Source organism: Brevundimonas aurantiaca (assembly GCF_014199955.1).
GTDB classification, from domain to species: domain Bacteria; phylum Pseudomonadota; class Alphaproteobacteria; order Caulobacterales; family Caulobacteraceae; genus Brevundimonas; species Brevundimonas aurantiaca.
Genome location: NZ_JACHOQ010000004.1, coordinates 110,494 through 131,343 on the forward strand (window position 1 = coordinate 110,494; position 20,850 = coordinate 131,343).

General features: G+C 67.7%; 15 protein-coding genes. 7 read left to right on the plus strand and 8 right to left on the minus strand.

From position 1 onward, the window contains the following. Nucleotides 1-153: 153 nt before the first annotated feature. Complete coding sequence (locus GGQ93_RS10540; protein ID WP_183216868.1) at nucleotides 154-2,217, minus strand: glycoside hydrolase family 97 protein; 2,064 nt, start codon at nucleotides 2,215-2,217, stop codon at nucleotides 154-156. 103 nt (nucleotides 2,218-2,320) lie between these two features. On the opposite strand from GGQ93_RS10540, the gene GGQ93_RS10545 reads away from it, so the two are divergent. Further along, nucleotides 2,321-3,334 (plus strand): LacI family DNA-binding transcriptional regulator, encoded by a 1,014-nt coding sequence (locus tag GGQ93_RS10545; RefSeq protein WP_183216870.1) that lies wholly within the window; start codon nucleotides 2,321-2,323, stop codon nucleotides 3,332-3,334. 5 nt (nucleotides 3,335-3,339) lie between these two features. Here the strand turns inward: GGQ93_RS10545 and GGQ93_RS10550 are convergent, their stop codons facing one another. Together GGQ93_RS10550 and GGQ93_RS10555 are read right to left on the minus strand one after the other, a co-directional pair. Beyond that, a complete protein-coding gene (locus tag GGQ93_RS10550) occupies nucleotides 3,340-4,980 on the minus strand; it encodes an alpha-amylase family glycosyl hydrolase (RefSeq protein WP_183216872.1) in 1,641 nt (546 codons plus the stop codon). After that, on the minus strand, nucleotides 4,977-6,815 hold the full coding sequence (locus GGQ93_RS10555; protein WP_183216874.1) for an alpha-amylase family glycosyl hydrolase: 1,839 nt from the start codon (nucleotides 6,813-6,815) through the stop codon (nucleotides 4,977-4,979). The genes GGQ93_RS10550 and GGQ93_RS10555 overlap by 4 nt, the downstream gene beginning before the upstream one ends. Before the next feature lie 285 nt (nucleotides 6,816-7,100). Between GGQ93_RS10555 and GGQ93_RS10560 the strand changes: the two genes are divergently transcribed. After that, nucleotides 7,101-9,902 (plus strand): TonB-dependent receptor, encoded by a 2,802-nt coding sequence (locus tag GGQ93_RS10560; protein WP_221233664.1) that lies wholly within the window; start codon nucleotides 7,101-7,103, stop codon nucleotides 9,900-9,902. Between the two features lie 115 nt (nucleotides 9,903-10,017). Here GGQ93_RS10560 and GGQ93_RS10565 read toward each other — a convergent pair whose 3' ends face one another. Together GGQ93_RS10565 and GGQ93_RS10570 are read right to left on the minus strand one after the other, a co-directional pair. Continuing rightward, on the minus strand, nucleotides 10,018-10,506 hold the full coding sequence (locus GGQ93_RS10565) for an ImmA/IrrE family metallo-endopeptidase (RefSeq protein ID WP_183216878.1): 489 nt from the start codon (nucleotides 10,504-10,506) through the stop codon (nucleotides 10,018-10,020). Next, nucleotides 10,493-10,882, minus strand: a complete 390-nt coding sequence (locus GGQ93_RS10570; protein ID WP_183216880.1) for a hypothetical protein — start codon at nucleotides 10,880-10,882, stop codon at nucleotides 10,493-10,495. The genes GGQ93_RS10565 and GGQ93_RS10570 overlap by 14 nt, the downstream gene beginning before the upstream one ends. Before the next feature lie 209 nt (nucleotides 10,883-11,091). On the opposite strand from GGQ93_RS10570, the gene GGQ93_RS10575 reads away from it, so the two are divergent. Next, entirely contained in the window at nucleotides 11,092-12,366 is a 1,275-nt protein-coding gene (locus tag GGQ93_RS10575; protein ID WP_183216882.1) for a sugar MFS transporter, read from the plus strand. A gap of 70 nt (nucleotides 12,367-12,436) precedes the next feature. On the opposite strand, the gene GGQ93_RS10580 is transcribed toward GGQ93_RS10575, so the two are convergent. Beyond that, on the minus strand, nucleotides 12,437-13,006 hold the full coding sequence (locus GGQ93_RS10580; protein ID WP_182714328.1) for a TetR/AcrR family transcriptional regulator: 570 nt from the start codon (nucleotides 13,004-13,006) through the stop codon (nucleotides 12,437-12,439). A 169-nt stretch (nucleotides 13,007-13,175) separates the two neighbouring features. Here GGQ93_RS10580 and GGQ93_RS10585 point away from each other — a divergent pair, with 169 nt between their 5' ends. From GGQ93_RS10585 to GGQ93_RS10600, 4 genes are all read left to right on the plus strand, one after another. Further along, entirely contained in the window at nucleotides 13,176-14,384 is a 1,209-nt protein-coding gene (locus GGQ93_RS10585) for an efflux RND transporter periplasmic adaptor subunit (RefSeq protein ID WP_152949656.1), read from the plus strand. A 3-nt stretch (nucleotides 14,385-14,387) separates the two neighbouring features. Further along, nucleotides 14,388-17,654 (plus strand): efflux RND transporter permease subunit, encoded by a 3,267-nt coding sequence (locus GGQ93_RS10590; RefSeq protein WP_054764936.1) that lies wholly within the window; start codon nucleotides 14,388-14,390, stop codon nucleotides 17,652-17,654. Then, nucleotides 17,654-19,090 carry an efflux transporter outer membrane subunit gene (locus GGQ93_RS10595; protein WP_152949657.1) on the plus strand — a complete coding sequence of 479 codons (1,437 nt, stop codon included), beginning with the start codon at nucleotides 17,654-17,656 and terminating at the stop codon, nucleotides 19,088-19,090. The genes GGQ93_RS10590 and GGQ93_RS10595 overlap by 1 nt, the downstream gene beginning before the upstream one ends. Nucleotides 19,091-19,272: 182 nt before the next feature. Beyond that, a complete protein-coding gene (locus GGQ93_RS10600) occupies nucleotides 19,273-19,476 on the plus strand; it encodes a hypothetical protein (protein WP_054764938.1) in 204 nt (67 codons plus the stop codon). Nucleotides 19,477-19,510: 34 nt separating this feature from the next. On the opposite strand, the gene GGQ93_RS10605 is transcribed toward GGQ93_RS10600, so the two are convergent. Further along, the gene (locus GGQ93_RS10605; RefSeq protein ID WP_182714330.1) at nucleotides 19,511-19,687 is read right to left on the minus strand and encodes a hypothetical protein; all 177 of its coding nucleotides are present in this window, start codon (nucleotides 19,685-19,687) and stop codon (nucleotides 19,511-19,513) included. Between the two features lie 50 nt (nucleotides 19,688-19,737). Then, nucleotides 19,738-20,832: an HlyD family secretion protein gene (locus GGQ93_RS10610; RefSeq protein WP_221233665.1), complete on the minus strand. Its 1,095-nt coding sequence runs from the start codon at nucleotides 20,830-20,832 to the stop codon at nucleotides 19,738-19,740. Between the last annotated feature and the right edge of the window lie 18 nt (nucleotides 20,833-20,850).

Consider the following 20,850-nt stretch of genomic DNA (forward strand, 5'->3'; position numbering starts at 1 on the left):
CGGGGGAAGTGTCGCGTCGTGGCGCGCAGCGACACGCGTGACGATGGGGGGAGTTCAGCCTTCTGTCAGAAGACTTCCCTCTCCGACCCTGGATCGCTGCGCGATCGACGGGCCACCTCTCCCGCAAGCGGGAGAGGATCTGAAAGTCGCCCATCACCGACGCCCCCGCCCGACCGGGACGAACCGGATCGCCTGGCCGCCGCCGGGCGCCAGGGCCAGGGTCAGAACGTCCGCCGACGTCACCTCGCGCTGCTCGATGACGATGTCCTCGCGCTTGCCGCGATAGTCGGCGTCCGGCCCGTCGCGATAGATTTCGGCCCGGTAGCGCCGCCCGTCGCCCAGGAAGTCGAGGGGCGCGGTCAGGACGCGCGGATGCTCGTCGGTGATGGCCCCCAGCGCCCAGACGTCGGAGGCCCGATCCTTGCGCGCAATGGCGACGTAATCGCCCATCTCGGCCGCCAGGACGCGGGTCTCGGCCCAGTCGACCGGCACGTCCTTGATGAACTGGAACGGGCCGGGATTGGCCTCGTAATTGACCAGCAGGTCCGCGGCCATCTGGATCGGGCTGTAGATGACGACGTACAGGGCCAGCTGTTTCGCCCAGGTCGTCTGCACCCCGCCGGGGCTGCGCGTCTCCATGCCGAAGATGCCGGGCGTATAGTCCATCGGCCCGGCCAGCAGGCGGGTGAAGACCAGGTTCGGCTCGTGTTCGGGCGGATTGCCGGGGTTGCCCCAGGCCGAATACTCCATGCCCCGCTGGCCCTCGCGGCTGATGATGTTCGGATAGGTGCGGCGCAGGCCCGTGTCCTTGAACGGCTCGTGGGCGTTGATCGCAACCTTGTGGCGCGCGCCCGCCTCGACGACCTTCATGTGGTGCTGGGCCATCGCCTGGCTCTCGTGCCAGGCCATCACCATCCGGCCGTCCGGCCCGGCGACCCGAGCGCCGCCCGCATCGGCAACATAGCCGGTCTTGACCGAATGGACCCCCAGCCGCTCGTAAAGCGCCATGGCCGGTTCGAGCTGCTGCTCATAGTGGAAGGCGTTGCCGCCGGTCTCGTGGTGGCCGATCAGCTGGACGCCCTTGGACCGGGCGTGGGCGCAGACCGCCTCGATGTCGAAGTCGGGATAGGCCTCGGTGAAGCTGAAGTCCGAGCCGTTGGCGAACCACTGGCCGTCCCAGCCCTTGTTCCAGCCCTCGACCAGCACCCCGCCCAGGCCGTGTTTGGCCGCGAAGTCTATGTGTTTGATGGCGTTCTCGGTGGTTGCGCCGTGTTTGGGGCCGGAGTTCCAGCTCTTCAGCTCCAGGTGCATCTCCCACCAGACGCCGACGTACTTCATCGGCTTGAACCAGCTGACGTCGCCCAGCCTGTTGGGTTCGTTCAGGTTCAGGATCAGGCTGGATTCGATCAGACCGGCGGCGCTGTCGCTGACCTGCAGGGTCCGCCAGGGGGTGTTGAACGGCGCCTGTCGCACCACGGCGGCGTTGGTCAGGCCGGGCGTCAGCTGGGCCCGGAACCTGGTTTCCTCAGACCGGCGCAGATTCATCCCGGCGTAGTCGATGCAGGCGGCCTCGTGGATCGAGACGTGCAGGCCCGACCGGCCCTTGACCGTCATCGGCGTCTGGGCGCTGCCGACCGCGCTGATCGGGGTGCGGCTGTAGAGATATTCCTCGCGGTTCCATTCCCAGGCCGGGCACCACAGGGCCTCGCCGTCCTCGGCCAGGTTGAACTCGGTGATCTCCGAACCGATGCGGACCGTCTTCAGGGCGGGCTGGTCCGGGAATTCATAGCGGAAGCCCAGGCCGTCGTCATACAGGCGGAAGACGACATCGACGCGCCGTTGCAGGCCGCCGGTCTCGGCATATGAGACCCGCCATTCGTTATAGTGGTTGCGGATGAAGCGGCGCTCGCCCCAGGGCTGCTCCCAGGTCTCGTCGAAGGTCACGGGCTGACCGGCCGTGATCGCCAGGCCGCGCTCGAGGGCGGGGGCGTCGGTCAGCAGGAAGCCGAGCTTGGAGGAGGCCACGACCATCCGCCCCTGACGCAGCACCGCATACATCGGCCGCCCGTCGTTATCGGTAAAGGCCTCGACCGTCAGGACGCCGCTCGGCGAGCTGGCGCGGGCGTGGGTCGGCGCGGTCTGGGCGCGAACGCCCGTCGCGCCAAAGGCCAGGATAGAGGCGCCGCCGAGGGCCAAGAAGGATCTGCGCTGCATCATGGGAACTCCGTTACGCCGCCTCTTGCCAACCGCCGCGAACGGTGGCTGAAATGTTTGCAGAAAAATTTGCAGGCCCGAAAGCCTGTGCTGAGGACCCGCGACCTTGAGCCGCAAGACCACCCGCCTTGAAGACATCGCCCGCCTGGCCGGCGTCTCCGTCGCCACCACCTCCCGAGCGCTGAACGACAGCCCCGCCGTCAACGACCGCACCAAGCAGCTGATCTGGAAGCTGGCGAAGGAGCACGACTACCCCTTCCGCCGCTACATGCCCGCCGGTCCGATCGGGGCCCAGGGCACGATCGCCCTGGTGACGCCGCGGCCCCAGGGGCGGGAAGGTCGGATCTCCGACCCCTTCTTCCTGGAGCTGCTGGCCGGGGTGGGCGAGGCGGCGCGCGAACGCGGCTGCGACCTGCTGATGAGCCATATCTCGCCCGCCACCTATGACGAGCTGGCGGCGGCGATGAACACCAGTCGTGCGGACGGCGTGATCTTCCTGGGCCAGTCCAGCCTGCACGGCGCCTTCAACCGACTGGCGGCGGGCGACCATCGCTTCGTGGTCTGGGGCGCCGACCTGCCGGAGCAGGACTATTGCTCGATCGGATCGGACAACTTCTCGGGCGGTCGGCGCGCGACCTCGCACCTGGCGCGGCTGGGCCGCACGCGCATCGTCTTCCTGGGCGATCTGGATCCGCCTGAGGCCATGCAGAGGCACCGGGGTTATCTGGAGGCGCTGGAGACGGCGGGCCTGTCGGTCGACGCCGACCTGATCGTCCCCGCCCATTTCGAGGTCGAGTCCGCCGAGGCCGCCGTGGACGCCCTGGTGCGCCGAGGCGTCAGGTTCGACGGGGTGGTGGCCGCCTCCGACCAGATCGCCCTGGGCGCCGTGCGGGCCCTGCAGCATGCCGGCCTGACCGTGCCCGGCGATGTCTCCGTCATCGGTTTCGACAATGTGCCCTTCAGCCGCTATTCGCGCCCGGCCCTGTCCACCATCGCCCAGGATACGATGAAGGCCGGAAGGCTGATGGTGTCCAAGCTTTTGGACCACGGGGGCGCGACGGCCGGTCGGTCGGAACGGGTGCCCACCGACCTGATCGTGCGCGAGACCTGTGGCGGCTGAACGGATCATGCCAGTCTGAAGACCAGGCCGGCGAGCGGAGGCAGGGCGGCGCCGTCGGCCTCGGTCCAGTTGATCGCCTCGATCCGCGTCGCGTTTTCGGGCGGGCTCCAGTCGATCCGCTCGTGACCCAGGTTGAAGACGCACAGCAGCCGCTCTCCGCCGCCGCCGCGCTCCTGGCGTTCGAAAACCAGAAGGTCCGAGGTCTGGATCGGCGCCATGGCGCCGAAGCGCAGGGCCGGGTGCTGATGACGCAGCCGGATCATGCGGCGGGCGACGTGCAAGGTGGAGCCCGGATCGGCTTCCTGGGCATCCACCGCCAGCGGCAGATGGCGGGCGTCGACCGGCAGCCAGGGCTCGACGGTGGAGAAGCCGGCGTTGGCCTGATCCGCATGCCAGGGCATGGGCGTGCGGGCGCCGTCGCGGCCCAGGGTCTCGGGCCAGTTGGCGATGGCCTCGGGATCGACCAGCCGCTCGAACGGCACCTCGGCCTGGGGCAGGCCCAGCTCCTCGCCCTGATAGACGAAGACATTGCCGCGCAGGCAGACCAGCAGCATCAGGGCCATTTCGGCGAAGGCCTTGCGGTCCCGCCCCTGCGCCCAGCGTGACACGGCGCGCGGCGCGTCATGGTTGGAGAAGGTCCAGGACGGCCAGCCCTCGCCCTGCTGATCCGGCCACATGGTCTCGCCCCGCGCGACCAGTTCGCTCTTCAGCGTGTCGGCGTACAGATACAGGAAGCCATAGGCCGAGTGCAGGCGATCGGTCCCGGCGGTGTATTCCTTCATCTCGCGATCGGCATGATCGCCGCCGACCTCGGCGACGGTGAACCGCCCCTCATAGCTGTCGGTCAGGGCGCGGATCCGGTTCAGGAAGCCGATGATTTCCGGCTGGCTCTGGTTGTAGATCTTGTCCTGGAAGTCGAAGGGGCGGGTGCGCTTCTTGCCGTCGTTGATCGGCGGATTGTCGGTCAGCTTCAGGTCGTGGATGGAGAAGTTGATGGCGTCAAGCCGGAAGCCGTCGACGCCCCGGTCCAGCCAGAAGCGCGCCGCCGCGATCAGGGCGTCCTGAACCGCCGGATTGCGCACGTTCAGCTGCGGCTGCGAGGCCAGGAAGTTGTGCATATAGTACTGGCCGCGCCGCGCGTCCCAAGTCCAGGCCGGGCCGCCGAACACCGACTGCCAGTTCGACGGCGGCGATCCGTCCGGCTTGGCGTCGGCCCAGACGTACCAATCGGCGTGCGGTCCGGTGCGCGAGGCGCGGCTGTCCAGGAACCAAGGGTGCTCGTCCGAGGTGTGCGAAAACACCTGGTCGATCACCACCTTCAGACCCAGGTCGTGGGCGCGCGCCACCAGGGCGTCGAAATCGGCCAGTGTCCCGAAGATCGGATCGACGTCGCAATAGTCGGCGACGTCATAGCCGAAGTCCTTCATCGGCGAGGTGAAGAAGGGCGACAGCCAGATGCCGTCCACCCCCAGCGAGGCGACGTGGTCCAGATGCTGGGTAATCCCCTTCAGGTCGCCGACCCCGTCGTTGTTCGCATCGGCGAAACTGCGGGGATAGATCTGGTACAGGACGGCGCCCCGCCACCATTCAGTGTGGGCGGTCGCCGGCTGGGCGGCGGTCGCGAGATCGAGGCTGTGGGCGTTCACTGGGGCGTGCTCTTGCAGATCAGATAGTCGAGAGGGGGGATGCGGACGGCGTAGCTGGCCGGCGCCGAGGCCTGGGATTCGCAGTCGCCGCGCACAGCTTGCCACCGCAGCGAACCGGGCTCCACCTCGACCTGGGCCGTCGCCTCGGCGGTCGAGCTGTTGAACAGGACCAGGGTCTCCCCGCCGGCCTCATCCAGGCGGGACAGGGCGAACAGTCCGGGCGCATCGCCCGCCGCGCGGACGACCTGTCGGCCCCGGCGCAGGGCGGGATCAGCGGCGCGAATCCGGGCCATTTCGGCGATGGCCGTATAGAGGGGCGCTGTCGTGGAATAGGGCGTCTGCCGTCCGCCGATCGGCTGTTCCGCCGCATAGACCTGAGTCCGGCTGGGCCACATGTCCTGGCGCGAGTTTCCATAGCCGCCGGCGCCGGCGAAGCCCTGTTCGTCGCCGTAATAGAGGGTCGGCACGCCGCGGCTGAACATCATCAGGGCGTGGGCCAGCTTTACCCGCGCCAGGATTTCGGCTTCGTCGGCGTCGGGATTGGCCTGTTTCACGAAGAAGCCGACCCGACCCATGTCGTGATTGCCCAGGAAGGTCGGCAAGACGGCGGCGGTCTCGGCGCCCTTGGCGTAGATCGCGTCGGCGGCGAACAGTCGGGCCAGGGCGTCGGTCCCCGTCTTGCCGGATGCGACCTCCACCGCCGTCTTCTGGAAGGGGAAGTCGAGCACGGCCGGATAGGCGTCCACCCGCGTGAACCGCGCCGTCACCGCCGGGTCGGGGTCATAGACCTCGCCGAAGATGTGGAAGTTCGGAATGCCCCTGGCCCGCGCCCGCTCCAGCATGGCGGGGATGAAGGCCTGCCAGAACTCGGGGTTCACGTGGCGGGCGGTGTCGATGCGGAAGCCGTCGATCCCGTATTTGTCGATCCAGCCGCCGAAGACGTCGATCATGCCCTGGACCACGACGGGGTCCTCGGTCAGCAGGTCGTCCAGACCGGCGAAATCCCCGTCCAGCGAGCTTTCGCCCGCAAAGGTGCTGTCGCCACGGTTATGATAGCGGATGGGGTCGTTCAGCCAGGCCGGGACCTTGGCGTTCTCTTCGCCCGCCGGGACATAGGGGGTGTAGGCGTAGTCGGGCCGGGTCAGGCGCGAGAAGTCCCGTCCGTCGAAGCCCGCGTTGATCGCCGCCCCGTCCACCCCGCCGCGGCGGGTGTAGGGATAGTCGGCACGGCTGCGGTATTCGCACGGCCGGTCCGGGCATTCGCGGTAGCGGATGACGTCGGCCGTGTGGTTGGCGACGATGTCCAGATAGACCTTCATGCCCCGCGCATGGGCCGCATCGACCAGGGCCCGCATCGCCGTCTCGTCGCCGAAATGGGGATCGACGGCCGTGAAGTCGGTGATCCAGTAGCCGTGGTGCGCCGCGCCGGTGTAGCCGTTGTGCGTCTGCACCGGCTTGTTCTTGAACACGGGTGCCAGCCAGACGGCGGTGGCGCCCAGGCCCTGAATATAGTCCAGCCGCTGCGTCACCCCGGCGAGATCGCCGCCGTGGTAGAAGTCGGTGTCCGACGGATCGAAGCCGCTTTTCAGCCGCTCGGGGGCGTAGCCGCCGTGGTCGTTCGCGGGATCGCCGTTGGCGAACCGGTCGGGCAGCAGGAAGTAAATGACCTCGTCCTGCGGCGGACGCTGACGCAGCGCCGTCAGGGTGTCGGCTGCGGGCGACGCGGCCGGGGTCTCGGCGCGGGCCTGAAAGGGCAGGGCCGAAAGGCTCGCCATCAGAGCCGTCGCTGCGGCCAAGGCGCGGGCGCGGTTCGTCTTGCGGGGGGCAAGGCTCATCCTGTCGGTCCTCCTGTCTGGAAAGTGCAAAGCCTTCCAGATCGATTTGCAAGATTTTGCAGCCCAAGCCCTGCCTGTCAACGCGGATTAGAATGCTGCGATGCAGCGACAGCTTGGCCGTATCGATCCGTAAATCCGCGTATATGGGGCTTTCGCGGCCTCGGCGTGTGCGACGAAAATGCGTCGTCCACATTAACGGCTTGCAACCTTGTCGAAGATTTGCATATTTTTGCGAAGGCTTCGGCTGCGACATTCAGAATCGCGGCGGCCCCAGGGAGGATGACCATGTCTCAACGTCTTAACCGGCGCGTGCGCCTGCTGTCGGGCGCTGCTGTCGGCGCCGCCGCCTTCGTCGCCGTCGGGGCGGCGCAGGCTCAAACCGCGACCACCGCCGCTCAGGCTGACCAAGCGCCGACCGAAGTCGGCGAAATCGTCGTCACCGGCATCCGCCGCTCGATCGAGGCCTCGATCTCGGCCAAGGCCAACAACACCTCGATCGTCGAAGTCATTTCGGCCGAGGACATCGGCAAGCTGCCGGACGTCTCGATCGCCGAATCCCTGGCGCGTCTGCCCGGCGTGACGATGCAGCGCCTTGACGGCCGCAGCCAGCAGATCTCCATCCGCGGCCTGGGCCCGGACTTCACCACCGCCCTGCTGAACGGCCGCGAACTGGTCACCACCGGCGACAACCGCGGCGTCGAGTTCGACCAGTTCCCGTCGGAACTGCTGGGCAGCGTCGTCGTCTACAAGACCCCGGATGCGGCCCTGCTGGGTCAGGGTCTGGCGGGCTCGGTCGATCTGCGCACCGTGCGGCCCCTGGCCTACGGCCGTCAGGCGATCGCCCTCAACTATCGGCATGAGTGGAACGACATCGGCGCCCTGAACTCGGGCACGACCGACAGCGGCGACCGCTACACCGTCTCCTACATCGACCAGTTCATGGACGGCACCCTGGGCGTCGCCCTGGGCTACGCCCATATGAGCTCGCCCTATCAGTCCGAGCGGTTCAACGCCTGGGGCTATCCGACCTATAGCGACGGCAATCTGCTGACCGGCGGCGTCAAGCCCTACGTCATGTCCTCGGAGCTGGAGCGCGACGGCTATATGGGCGTCTTGGAATGGCGCCCGAACGACCGCATCCACTCGACCATCGACGCCTTCTACTCCGAGTTCAAGAACACCCAGGTCCTGCGCGGCATCGAATTCCCGCTGGCCTGGGGCGGCTCTTCGGGCGACTGCACCGTCAACGTCGCCTCGCCCGTCTGCCGTCCGGCGCCGTCGCTGCGCCCCGGCTACACCGTGGAAGACGGCCTGATCGTCGCCGGCACCTGGGACAACATCAAGGGCGTGGTCCGCAACGACCTGAACAAGCGCGACAGCAACATCACCGCCCTGGGCTGGAACACCGAATTCGTCGCCAATGACGATTGGACCCTGGGTCTGGACCTCAGCTATTCGAAGGTCGAGCGTGACGACATCATCCTGGAGACCAACGCCGGGACGGGCCGCAACATCAACGGCGCCCTGGACACCCTGGGCTTCGAACTGACCGACGACGGGGTGACCCGGTTCAACAGCCGGCTCGACTACGCCGACGCCAGCCTGATCCGCATCACCTCGGCCCAGGGCTGGGGCTCGGACGTCATTCCGGGCGGACAGGTCGGCTATATGAACACGCCCTCGATCGAGGACGAGCTGAAGGCGGCCCGCATCACCGCCAAGCGGACTCTGCACCAGAGCCCGTTCAGCTCCATCGACTTCGGCCTGAACTATACCGAGCGCAACAAGAGCTTCGTCAACGACCAGTACTATATCGGCGTCCCCGGCGGCGGCGATCTGTTCGTGCCGTCGGAATATCTGCTGGCCCCGACCGACCTGGGCTATCTCGGCATCTCGCAGGTGCTGAGCTATGACGCCCTGGGCGTGGTCAACAGCGGCCTGCTGGATCGGGTTCGCAACCCCAACGCCGACGTCGCCGCCGGCAACTGGGAAGTGACTGAAAAGGTCTCTACCGCCTACATCCGCGCCAACATCGACCACGAACTGTTCGGCATGCCCCTGACCGGCAATGTCGGCATGCAGTTCGTCTATACGGATCAGAGCTCCAGCGGCTTCTCGGCGCGGCAGGTCGGCCCCGGCGTGGCTGAAACGGTCGCCGTCAACGGCGGTGCGGAATATCTGGAGATCTTGCCAAGCTCCAACTTCATCCTGGAGGTCGGCGACGACCTGTTCGCCCGCTTTGCGATCTCGCGCACCCTGGCGCGTCCGCGGATGGACGACATGCGCGCCTCGCGGAACTACAGCTACAACACCAGCCTGGCCCAATCGACGGACATCAACCGTTCGCCGTGGGGCGGCGGCGGCGGCAATCCGGAACTGCGGCCCTATATCGCCGACGTCGCGGACCTGTCGTTCGAGAAATATTTCGCCAACCGCCGAGGCTATGTCTCGCTGGCCGGCTTCTACAAACACCTTGAAACCTACGTCTATAACCGCAACCAGATCTTCGACTTCAGCGGCTATCCGATCGGCGTGATCTCGCCGACCAACCCCGAACCGGCTCTGCGCCAAGGTCTGGTCGGTGCGCCGGACAACGGCGACGGCGGCTGGATCAAGGGTCTGGAGTTCTCGGTGTCGGCTCCGTTCGACCTGTTCCACCCCGCGCTCGAGGGCTTCGGGGGCGTCTTCAGCGCCTCGGCGACCGACAGCGAGGTCCAGCCCGACCCGACCCAGGCACCGACCACCCTGCCGGGCCTGTCGGAGACGGTGGTCAACGGCACCCTCTATTATGAGCGTTACGGCTTCCAGGCGCGGGTCTCGGGTCGCTACCGGTCGGACTTCCTGGGCGAGGTCGCCGGCTTCGGCAACGGCCGCACCCTGCGGTCGGTCGCGGCGGAAACCGTGGTCGACGCCCAGATCGGCTATGAGTTCCAGTCCGGTCCGCTGGAAGGCCTGTCGATCCTGGCCCAGGTCAACAACCTGACCGACGAGCCGTTCAAGACCTTCGAAAACGGCGATGAGCGCCGGACCATCGACTATCAGAGCTACGGCCGGACCTTCGCGGTGGGCATGAACTACCGCTTCTGATTTCTCCCCTGAGCAAACTCGGGCCGCCTCGGAAACGAGGCGGCCTTCTTCTTTGGGGAGGCGACAACGCCTTCAGCTGGAAAGGTCTGATGAGGGCTTGACGCCTCAGCGGAGGCTAGCCGGCTAACCCCAGGGTTTTGAGCCGGATTTCCATGGCGGCCTTGGATACGCCGAACTTGGCGGCCAGCTCGGTGACGTCGGTCGTTTGCGCGTGCTCTTTTTCGATCAGCTTCTTCGGCATCACGATTTGCGCCGCGATCCGGTTGGCTTCGATTTCATGAGCCCGTTTGAAGACAAGATCCTCGGGCTGCTCACCGCCGTAGAGATTATCGATGTGCCGATGCATCCTCTTGCCGTCTCCCAAGAGGTCGCGATGCATCAGATAGTGGGCGAGTTCGTGAGCCGCTGTGAAGCGCCTGCGATTTTCGGACTCGAGCGCGTTCACGGCGATCGTGAAGCTGTCGCCGTTGCGCGTGATCGATCCCGAAGCGTCCTCCAACCACAGCTCTTGATACTCGATGCCGAGTTCTTTGAAGATGGCTTCAAGATCGACGGGGGCGTTTTTCATGTGGCGGGCCACGACGGCCATCTCACTCTTTTCCATCGAAGCCCTCCTTCCCGTTCTCGCCGACAGCAGCGACCATCGCTTCTACGTCCGCTTCAGATATAGGTCTTTCACGCGGAAATGTCTGCTGGAACTCGGCGACCTCGCGACGAAGCATTGGAATACCTTCGTCCTTGATCCATTTTTCAACTTCTTGTTCCGCCACTTGTCGGGCTTCGCGCTCCGCTTGCCGCCCAATAATACGGCCCCAAGCAATGCCTCCGAGCAAGGCTCCGACGGCGAGTGCGGCGGCGCCGATGGAGATCGCATTGGCTTGCGAGGTAAGGGACACCGCCACCGCGTCCCAGTTCGGATTTGCGGCTTCAGGCGGCGGGGCAGGCAGGGGCTGACAAGGGCGAGTGGCGGCTTCCACCATTCGGGCGCATACGTCGGCGGTGATTGTTGGTGTCGGCATGGGGATGGTTTGACACAATCTGGGGCTGTCGTCGCTGACAGCGGCGCCAAAGTTTGGTTACAGGCGCCTTTTTTCCGCTGGACGGCGCGTCCGCTATGGCCGAACCAAGGCAATCAGAACCGCGCGGGCACAGCGCGGCGTCTTCGTATCATCCGTAAGGGGGAATATTCATGTCCGCACCAGAGGCCGCAAGACGTCAGGGCACAGGCCTGGCCTTCGCCTATGTCACCACGCTCTTCTTCGCCTGGGGCTTCGCCACCTCGCTGATCGATCCGCTGATCGCGGCGGTGAAGCGGGTGTTCGATCTGAACAATGCCGAGGCCTTTCTGACGACCTTCGCCTGGTTCATCGCCTATGGACTGATGTCCCTGCCGGCGGCGGCGGTGCTGGGCCGGCTGGGCTACAGCCGTTCGATCATCGGCGCCCTGGTCGTCATGGTGGCGGGCTGTCTGATCGTGCCGGCCGCCACGGCCGCCGACTGGTATCCGGGCGTGCTGATCGCCCTGTTCGTCATCGCCTCGGGCGTCACCCTGCTTCAGGTCGCGGCCAATCCGCTGGTGGCCGAACTGGGCGCGCCCAAGGGCGCTTCCAGCCGTCTGAATCTGTCCCAGGCCTTCAACTCCCTGGGCACTACGGTCGGTCCGTGGCTGGGGTCGCACGTCCTGTTGACGGGCGGCGTCTTCGCCGCCGGCGCCGTGGTCACGGCCGCGACCCGGACCCAGTCGCTGCGCAGCATCGACATGGCCTTCCTGGGCATGGGCGCCTTCTTCGCCGTCGTGGCCTTCTTCATCTTCACGGCGCGCAAGAAGATCAATGCGGCGGCGCCTGCCGCCACCGAGGCGGTCTCGCCGCTGAAGGCCTTGACCTCGCCTTGGGCCATCTTCGGCGCCCTGGCCATCTTCCTCTACGTCGGTTCCGAAGTGGCCATCGGCGGCATGCTGACCAACTTCCTCGAAAGCCCCGAGACCCTGAACGCGCCGATCGAAACCGCCGGCAAGATGGTCGCCCTCTACTGGGGCGGCGCCATGGTCGGCCGCTTCATCGGCTCGGCCGTCCTGACCCAGGTCCGGCCGGGAATCGTCCTGGCGGTCTGCACCGTGACGGCGGCGGTCCTCTGCTTCGTCGTCAGCCGGATCGGCGGACCGACGGCGGCCTATGCGGCCCTGTCGATCGGCCTGTTCAACTCGATCATGTTCCCGACCATCTTCACCCTGACCCTGGAGCGGTCCACCGCCCCCACCTCGGCCACCTCGGGCCTGTTGGTCTTCGGCATCATCGGCGGCGCCCTGCTGCCCCAGGTGGCGGCGCGCATCGCCGACGCCGCCGGCGCGCTTCAGCCGGCCTTCGTCGTGCCGATGCTGGGCTATGTCGGCCTGACGATCTTCGCCGTGGCCTGCATCCGCACCAAGGCCAAGACCGAGGTGACGACCACCGTCTCGCACTGAGGCCGGTCTTCAGACACGACAAAGGGCGCGGAGAGCCATCTCCGCGCCCTTTTCAATTCCGCGCGGACGGTCAGCCGTCGATCAGGCCCTGAAGGATCGGGGCCAGGCGGTCGCGCATCTTTTCGCAGTCGGCCTGGTCGATGTTGAAACTGCCGCCGCCCAGTTCGCGGCTGACCGACATCCCCATGATGAAACCGGCCAAGAGGCGGGCGCGGACCCGGGCGTCCGGACCGCTGATCCATTCCTCAAGCGGGCCGAAGAAGCGGGCCGTGCAGGTGTTCTGAACCATTTCAGCGGCCTTGTTCGAGCCGATGGAGCGCAGCATGATCGCCATGCCCTTCAGCTTTTCAGCCTTCTTGGGCTCGAAGACGATCTCGTGGGCGACGCGCCGGCCGAACTCGGACTTGTCGCCCGACATCAGGGTGCTGCCGTCGCTGCAGCTGTCCAGGGCCGCCAGGAACAGATCGTCCTTGGAGCCGAAATAGCGGCTGATCAGGGCCGCATCGACGCCGACGTCGCGGGCGATGTCGCGCATGCCCACATCGTCATAGCTCTCGGCCGCGAAACGGTCGCGTGCTGCTTCGAGGATGGCCGTGCGGGTGGCGGCGGCGTTCCTCGGGCGGGGGCCGGGACATAACAAGGGGGCGACACTCCAGAATGAATAACCGTAGCCTCCATATGGCTTTGTCAACGCCTGTTGACAAGCGTCACGACGCCACCCATTAAGTCACCATGCGTTGACAAGGCCGGCTCCCCACCGGTCCTCATCCGCACGACAGGGATTTACCTCCGACAGGGAGATTGCGCAGATGCGCGGGCTGAAGATTGCGGCCGTGTCCGTCATGGTGACGGGCGCGCTTTATGGATGTTCCCCCAAGGCCGAGGGCCAGGCGCCCGGCGGCGCCCCGCCGGTGACGGTGGCCACGCCTCTGCAGCAGAAGGTGGTGGACTGGGACGAGTTCACGGGACGCTTCGAAGCGATCGAGAGCGTGGATGTCCGCGCCCGCGTCGGCGGCTATATCCAGGCGGTCCATTTCCGCGACGGCCAGATGGTCCAGAAGGGCCAGCTGCTCTTCACCCTGGACCCGCGCCCCGCCCAGGCCGCCCTGGCCCAGGCCCAGGCCCAGGTCGCCCAGATGCAGTCGCAGCTGACCCTGGCCCGCGCCAATCTGGCGCGCAGCGAGACCCTGCTGGCCTCCCAGGCCGTTTCCCGGGCCGAATATGACGCCAACAAGGCGGCGGTCGATGCGGCCCAGGCCAATCTCGCGGCGGCCAACGCCGCCGTTCGCACCGCCCAGCTGAACCTGGAATACACCCGCGTCACGGCGCCGACCTCGGGCCGGGTCTCGGATCGTCGCGTCGATCCGGGCAATCTGGTCGCCGGCGGCTCCTCGGCGGGCGACGTCCTGACCACCATCGTCTCGGGCGGTCCGATCCACTTCGTCTTCGACGGTTCGGAAGCGGTGCTGTTGAAATATATGCGAGACGGCGGCGCCAGCCAGGGCGCCCCGGTCCGCATCCGCCTGCAGGACGAGAGCGGCTTCACCCGCACCGGCCGGCTGGACTTTTCGGACAACGCCCTGGACACCTCGTCCGGCGTGATCCGCATGCGCGCCATTGTGCCGAACGCCGACGGCTTCCTGCGGCCCGGCCTGTTCGGCCGCGCCCAGGTCGCCGGCGCCGGCTCCTATGACGCCCTGCTGGTGCCCGACACCGCCGTCGGCACCGATCAGGCGCGCCGCGTCGTCTCGGTCGTCAACGCCGACGGGTCGGTCACGACCAAGCCCGTCGAACTGGGTCCGATCGTCCAAGGTTTGCGCGTGATCAAGTCGGGTCTGGCCCCGACCGACCGCGTCATCATCGCCGGCCTGCAACGCGCCGCCCAGCCGGGCTCCAAGGTCACGCCCAAGACCGGCAAGATCCAACCCGTCGCCCAACAGGCGCCGGACGCCCCGGTCACCCAGGCGGCCCCGGCCTCCACCGCCTCGTTCGCCACCAGCCTTTCGACCGGCGACTAAGCCATGAACATATCCCGCTTCTTCATCGACCGGCCGATCTTCGCGGCCGTGATCGCGGTGGTGATCACCATTGTCGGCGTCTTCGCCTATCCGCTGCTGCCCCTGTCGCAGTATCCGGAGATCGCGCCGCCGACGATCACCATCAACGCCGCCTATCCCGGCGCCTCGGCCGAAACCTTGGCCGAGACCGTCGCCGCCCCCATCGAGCAGGAGGTGAACGGCGTCGAGGACATGCTCTACATCACCTCCTCGTCCACCTCGGACGGGGCGGTGGCGATCACCGTCACCTTCCAGCCGGGCACCGATCTGGACGCCGCCCAGGTGCTCGTCCAGAACCGCGTGGCCCTGGCCGAACCGCGTCTGCCCGAGGCGGTCCGCCAAACCGGCGTGGTCGTCAACAAGGCCGAGAGCGGCTTCCTGATGATCCTGGGGCTGACCTCGCCCGACGGCTCGCTGAACAACGACTATGTCGGCAACTACGCCAACTCGACCCTGCGGGACCGCCTGCTGCGGATCGAAGGCGTGGGCGCGGTCCAGGTCTTCGGCGGCGGCAACTATTCGATGCGGGTCTGGATCGACCCGGCCAAGGCGGCCGAGCGCGGCCTGACCGGGCCGGACATCGTCGCCGCCCTGCGGGCCCAGAACGTCCAGGCCGCCGCCGGCTCCATCGGCCAGCCGCCCTTCCCGAACAGCGCCTCGGCCTTCCAACTGCCGGTCCAGGTCCAAGGCCGTCTGACCGATCCCGACCAGTTCTCCAACGTCGTTCTGAAGACCGACAGCGAGGGCCGTGTCACCTATCTGCGCGACGTGGCGCGGATCGAACTGGGGGCCCAGGACTACGGCATTCGCGGCTTCTTTGACGGCCAGCGCGGCGTCGGCCTGGCCATCGTGCAGCAGCCGGGCGCTAATGCGCTCGGCACCGCCGATCGGGTCCTGGCCGAGGTCGAGGCCGTCAAGGCCGAACTGCCGGCCGGGATGCAGGTCTCGGTGCCCTACAACCCCACCGAATTTGTCGCCGCCTCGGTTGAGTCGGTTCAGCACACCCTGATCGAGGCCGTGGTCCTGGTCGTGATCGTGGTCATGGTCTTCCTTCAGACCTGGCGCGCGGCCATCATTCCGATCGTGGCCATCCCGGTCGCCCTGGTCGGCACCTTCGCAGTGCAGCTGGCGCTCGGCTATTCGATCAACTCCCTGTCCCTGTTCGCTCTGGTTCTGGCGGTCGGCATCGTCGTCGATGACGCCATCGTCGTGGTCGAGAATGTGGAGCGGGCGATCAGCGAGGGTCTGTCGCCCAAGGAAGCCGCCTATCGATCGATGCAGGAGGTCTCGGGCGCCCTGATCGCCATCGGCCTGGTGCTGGTGTCGGTGTTCGTGCCGACCATGTTCGTGCCGGGCATTCCGGGCATCTTCTACCGCCAGTTCGCCGTGGTCATCGCCTCGGCCTCGGTCATCTCCCTGTTCGTCTCCCTGACCCTGTCGCCGGCCATGGCCGCCCTGTTGCTGAAGCCGCACGACAAGGACCACGGCCCGGTGCGCAAGCCCGGCGTCCTGGGGACCGCCGTCTATTACGTCGGCTGGGGCGGACGGAAGTTCAACGAGGGCTTCGACTGGCTGTCGGACCGCTATGGTCGTCTGACGGCGCGTCTGGTGCGCACGGTCGGCATCGTGCTGATCCTGTACGCCGGTCTGTTGGGCCTGACCGCCTGGCGTCTGGTCGACACCCCCTCGGGCTTCATTCCCGAACAGGATCAGGGCTTCCTGATCGGCGTGATTCAGCTGCCGGCCGGCGCCTCCCTGGACCGGACGGAGGCGGTGATGACCCGCGCCCGTCAGATCATCGAGGGCACCGACGGGGTCAACGGCACCGTGGCCTTCGCGGGCCTGGACGGCGCCAGCTTCTCGTTCGGATCGAACGCCGCCACCATCTTCGTGCGCCTCGATCCCTTCGAAGAACGCTCCAAGGAAGAGGCCGCCGCCGCCCTGGCCGGGGCCATCACCCAGGCCACGGGTCAGATCGAGGACGCGCAGATCTTCGTCATCGCCCCGCCGGCGGTCCAGGGTCTGGGCAACGGCAACGGCTTCAAGATGATGATCCAGGACACCTCGGGCGCCGGCTACCGCGCGCTGGAGGGGGCGACCTTCGCCATGATGGGCGCCGCCGCCCAGGCCCCGGATCAGGTCAGCCAGGTCTTCTCGACCTACAACACCGGCTCGCCCCGCATCTCGGCCGACGTCGATCGCGACAAGGCCCTGATGATGGGCGTCCAGCCCAGCGCCGTCTTCGATACCCTCGGCGTCTATCTGGGCTCGTCCTACGTCAACGACTTCAACCTTCTGGGCCGCACCTATCGGGTGACCGCCCAGGCCGAGCCCCAGTACCGCGACGACATCGCCGATATCGCCAACCTGAAGACCCGCTCCTCCAGCGGGGCCATGGTGCCGATCGGGTCGGTGGCCAATCTGGTCAATGACTCCGGCCCGTCGCGCGTGGTCCGCTACAACCTGTTCCCGGCGTCCGAGCTGCAGGGCAATCCGGCCATGGGGGTCTCCTCCGGCCAGGCCCTGCAGGTCATGGAGCAGATGGCGACCAGCACCCTGCCGCAAGGCTTCACCTACGAGTGGACCGAGCTGGCCTACCAGCAGAAGGCGGCCGGTTCGGGCGCGACCATGATCTTCCTGATGGCCGTGGTCTTCGTCTTCCTGGTGCTGGCGGCCCAGTATGAAGCCTTCACGCTTCCGCTGGCGGTCATCCTGATCGTGCCCATGTGTCTGCTGGCCGCCATCATCGGTGTGAACCTGCGGGGGCTGGACAACAACATCCTGGTCCAGATCGGCCTGGTGGTTCTGATCGCGCTGGCGGCCAAGAACGCCATCCTGATCGTGGAGTTCGCCAAACAGGCCGAAGAAGAGCAGGGCATGAACCGGTTCGACGCGGCCGTGGCCGCGGCCCGGACCCGTCTGCGCCCGATCCTGATGACCTCCTTCGCCTTCATCCTCGGCGTCGTGCCGCTGATGCTGGCGAGCGGGCCCGGCGCCGAAATGCGCCAGTCGCTCGGCACGGCGGTCTTCTCCGGCATGCTGGGGGTGACCTTCTTCGGCCTGATCTTCACCCCGGTCTTCTATGTCGTCACCCGCTGGCTGTCGTCCAAACTGCCGCAGGGCAAGACGCCGACGCCCACCGGCGCCGAGACCGTCCGTTACGATCAAACTTCCAGCCTGACCGATCCTAATGCGCCGGCTCCGGCCACGGGTCGGGGAGGGGACATCTGATGACCCGCACCAAGACCCTCAGCTTCCTGACCGCCGCAGCCGCCGGCGCCCTGCTCGCCGCCTGCGCGGTCGGGCCCAAGGCGCCCGAGGCGGCTCTGCCGACCTCGGGGACCGGCGGCTTCGTCGGCGCGGCCAATCCGGCCGTGACCGCCGCGGCCCCGGCCCGCGACGACTGGTGGCGGCTGTACGACGATCCGACCCTGGACGGCCTGATCCGTCAGGCCTTCGCCGAGAACAACGAGCTGGAGGCGGCCTTCGCCAATCTGCGCGCGGTTCGAGCGTCCCTGTCCGAAGCCCGCGTCGGCCGCTTCCCCAGCACAACGACCAGCGCTCAGGCCCAGCGCAGCCGCGCCTCGGCCGCCACCGTCACCGGCCTGCCCGCCGGCGAGGACGCCCCCGAGATCGACACCTATGACGTCGGTCTGGCGGCCAGCTACGAGGTCGATCTGTTCGGACGGGTGGAATCCACCATCCGCGCCGCCCGCGCCGACGCCCGCGCGGCCGAGGCGGCTCTTGCCACGGTCCAGGTCTCGGTCGCGGCCGAGACGGCCCGCGCCTATGCCGACGTCTGCTCGGCCAACGCCCAGATCGCGGTGGCCGAACGGACGCTGGAGCTTCAGCGCAACACCGCCAACCTGACCCAGACCCTGCTCGACGGCGGGGCGGGCACCGGTCTGGACGTGGCCAGCGCCCGCGCGGCCCTGGCCCAGACGGCGGCGACCCTGCCCACCCTGCGGGCGTCGCGGAACGAGGCCCTGTTCCGCCTGGCCACCCTGACCGGCCGCACCCCGGCCGAGGCCGATCAGGCCGCCGCCGCCTGCGTCCGGCCGCCGCAGCTCAGCCGGCCGATCCCGGTCGGCGACGGCGCGGCTCTCTTGGCGCGTCGTCCCGACGTGCGTCAGGCCGAGGCCAATCTGGCCGCCGCCGCCGCCCGCGTGAACGTGGCGACCGCCAACCTCTATCCGCAGATCAGCCTGGGCGGCTCCTTCGGCTCGACGGCGCTGGAGTCGAGCGAACTGGGCGACGACCAGAACTATCGCTTCAGCTTCGGTCCGCTGATCAGCTGGTCCTTCCCCAACGTCTTCGCCGCCCGCGCCCAGATCCAGGCCGCCGGCGCCCGCTCGGACGCCGCCCTGGCGACCTTCGACCAGACGGTTCTGACGGCCCTGCAGGAGACCGAGACGGCGCTCAGCAACTACGCCAACGAACTGGACCGCCGCGCTGCCCTGACCGAGGCGCGGGACCAGGCCGCCCGCGCCGCCACCCTGTCGCGTCAGCGTTTCAACGCCGGCGCCGACAGCTTCCTGGTGGTGCTGGACGCCGAACGCACCCAGGCCGCCGCCGACGCCGCCCTGGCCCAGTCCGACGCCCTGGTCACCACCTACCAGATCGCCCTGTTCCGCGCCCTCGCCGGCGGCTGGCAGGCCGAGAGCTGACGAGAGAAAATCCTCCGTCCCTTGGGGGGAGTGAAGGCAGGCCGCCGGCGGTCCTTCGGGCCGCCGGCGTTCGTGCGTCGAGAGTCACAATCGTCCACAAGGACGTCGGCGTGTCGTGTTCCTAATTTGTTCTCCTCGTGCTTAAACCGACTGCGGCGGTCGGCGGCGTGACGGAGGATCAGATGAATGACGGAATTCTGGCCGATATGATGGCCGAGCTGGATGCGGAGCTGGCGCGGGCCGAGGCGTCCTTGCCGCAGCATCCCGAACACACCCGCCAGACCGAGGTGATGCGCGCCTTGGCCCTGGGTCTGGGCAATTTCGAACGGATGCGGGCGCACGACGTGCATCTGCTGGCCGCGCGCCTGTCGTCCGGCCGGTCATGAGAGAAATCAACCCGGAGTGATCAGGCCGGGACGATCAGGGCTGTCGCTTGAAGGTGTCGCCCACTTCGGCCGCATCAGGCCCGTCGGGCCCGGCGCTGCGCCGCTCTTGGTCGCCCACCTTCTTCACGTCTGCCTCTGGCGTCAGGGCGTCCGGCTTGCCCAACGGCTCAGCGCCGTTCTTCTTGCGGCCCTCGGTCTGAATGTCATCCATGATGGTCTCCCTTGCTGATGAGGGAGCGCGGGGCGCGCAGGCGGGTTCCGTCAGCGACCGGTATCCACCCTGGCCACCACCGACATGCCGGGCGACAGGCGCTCCAGGGCCGGTTGACCGGAATCCAGCCGGATGCGGATGGGGATGCGCTGGGCGACCTTGGTGAAGTTGCCGGTGGCGTTGTCGGGGCGGATGACGCTGAACTCGCTGCCGGCGGCGGGGGCGATGCGTTCGACGCGGCCGCGCAGGCTCTGACCGCCCAGAGCGTCGACAGTGATCTCGACCGGCTGGCCGATGCGGATGTCGCGCATCTGGGTCTCCTTCATATTGGCCGTGACCCAGACCACGTCGGGGACCAGACCCATCAGCTGGGTTCCGGCGGTGACATACTGGCCCTGGCGCACGCCGATCTCGCCCAGGCGGCCGGAGCGGGGGGCGATGATGCGGGTGTTGGCCAAGTCGATCTGGGCCAGACGGACGGCGGCCTGGGCGTTCTCGACCGAGGCGGCCAGGCTGTCGCGGTTGACCACGGCCGAGGTGACGCCGGTCTGGGCCACGCCCTCGGCGGCCTGGGCCTGGGCCAGCTGGGCCTGGGCGCTGCGCAGGGCGGCGACGGCGATATCGACATTGGATTGCGACACCCAGCCGCCGGCCTTCAGTGTGCGGGCGCGGTCGGCGTCGGCCTGGGCCTTGGTCAGGGCGGCCTGGGCGGCGGCGATCGAGGCGCGTTGCTGGGCCACGGCGCCGCGCGCGGACGCCTGGCTTTGGGTCGAGTTGGACAGGGCCGCCTCTGCGGAGTGCAGGGCGGCCTCGGCCTGTTCCAGCTTCTGGCGGTAGATACGGTCGTCGACCTGGGCCAGAAGCTGGCCCTGCTGGACCCTCTGGAAGTCCTGGACCGGCACGGCCGTCACATAGCCGCTGACCTGGGGGCTGATGATCGTCACCTGGCCGCGCACATAGGCGTTGTCGGTGCGCTGGACATGGCCGGTGAAGGGCGGCAGCCGCCAGGCGTAGAGGACCAGGCCGACGGCGAAGACGGCGACGATGGCCGCCACCACGGCCCAGAGGACGCGCTTGCGGGGTTCCGGCGCGGCAGGGGCGGCAGAGGCGGGCGGAGCGGAGGGAGCGGGGGCTGTGTCGGTCATCGGATGGGGGGCTTTCGG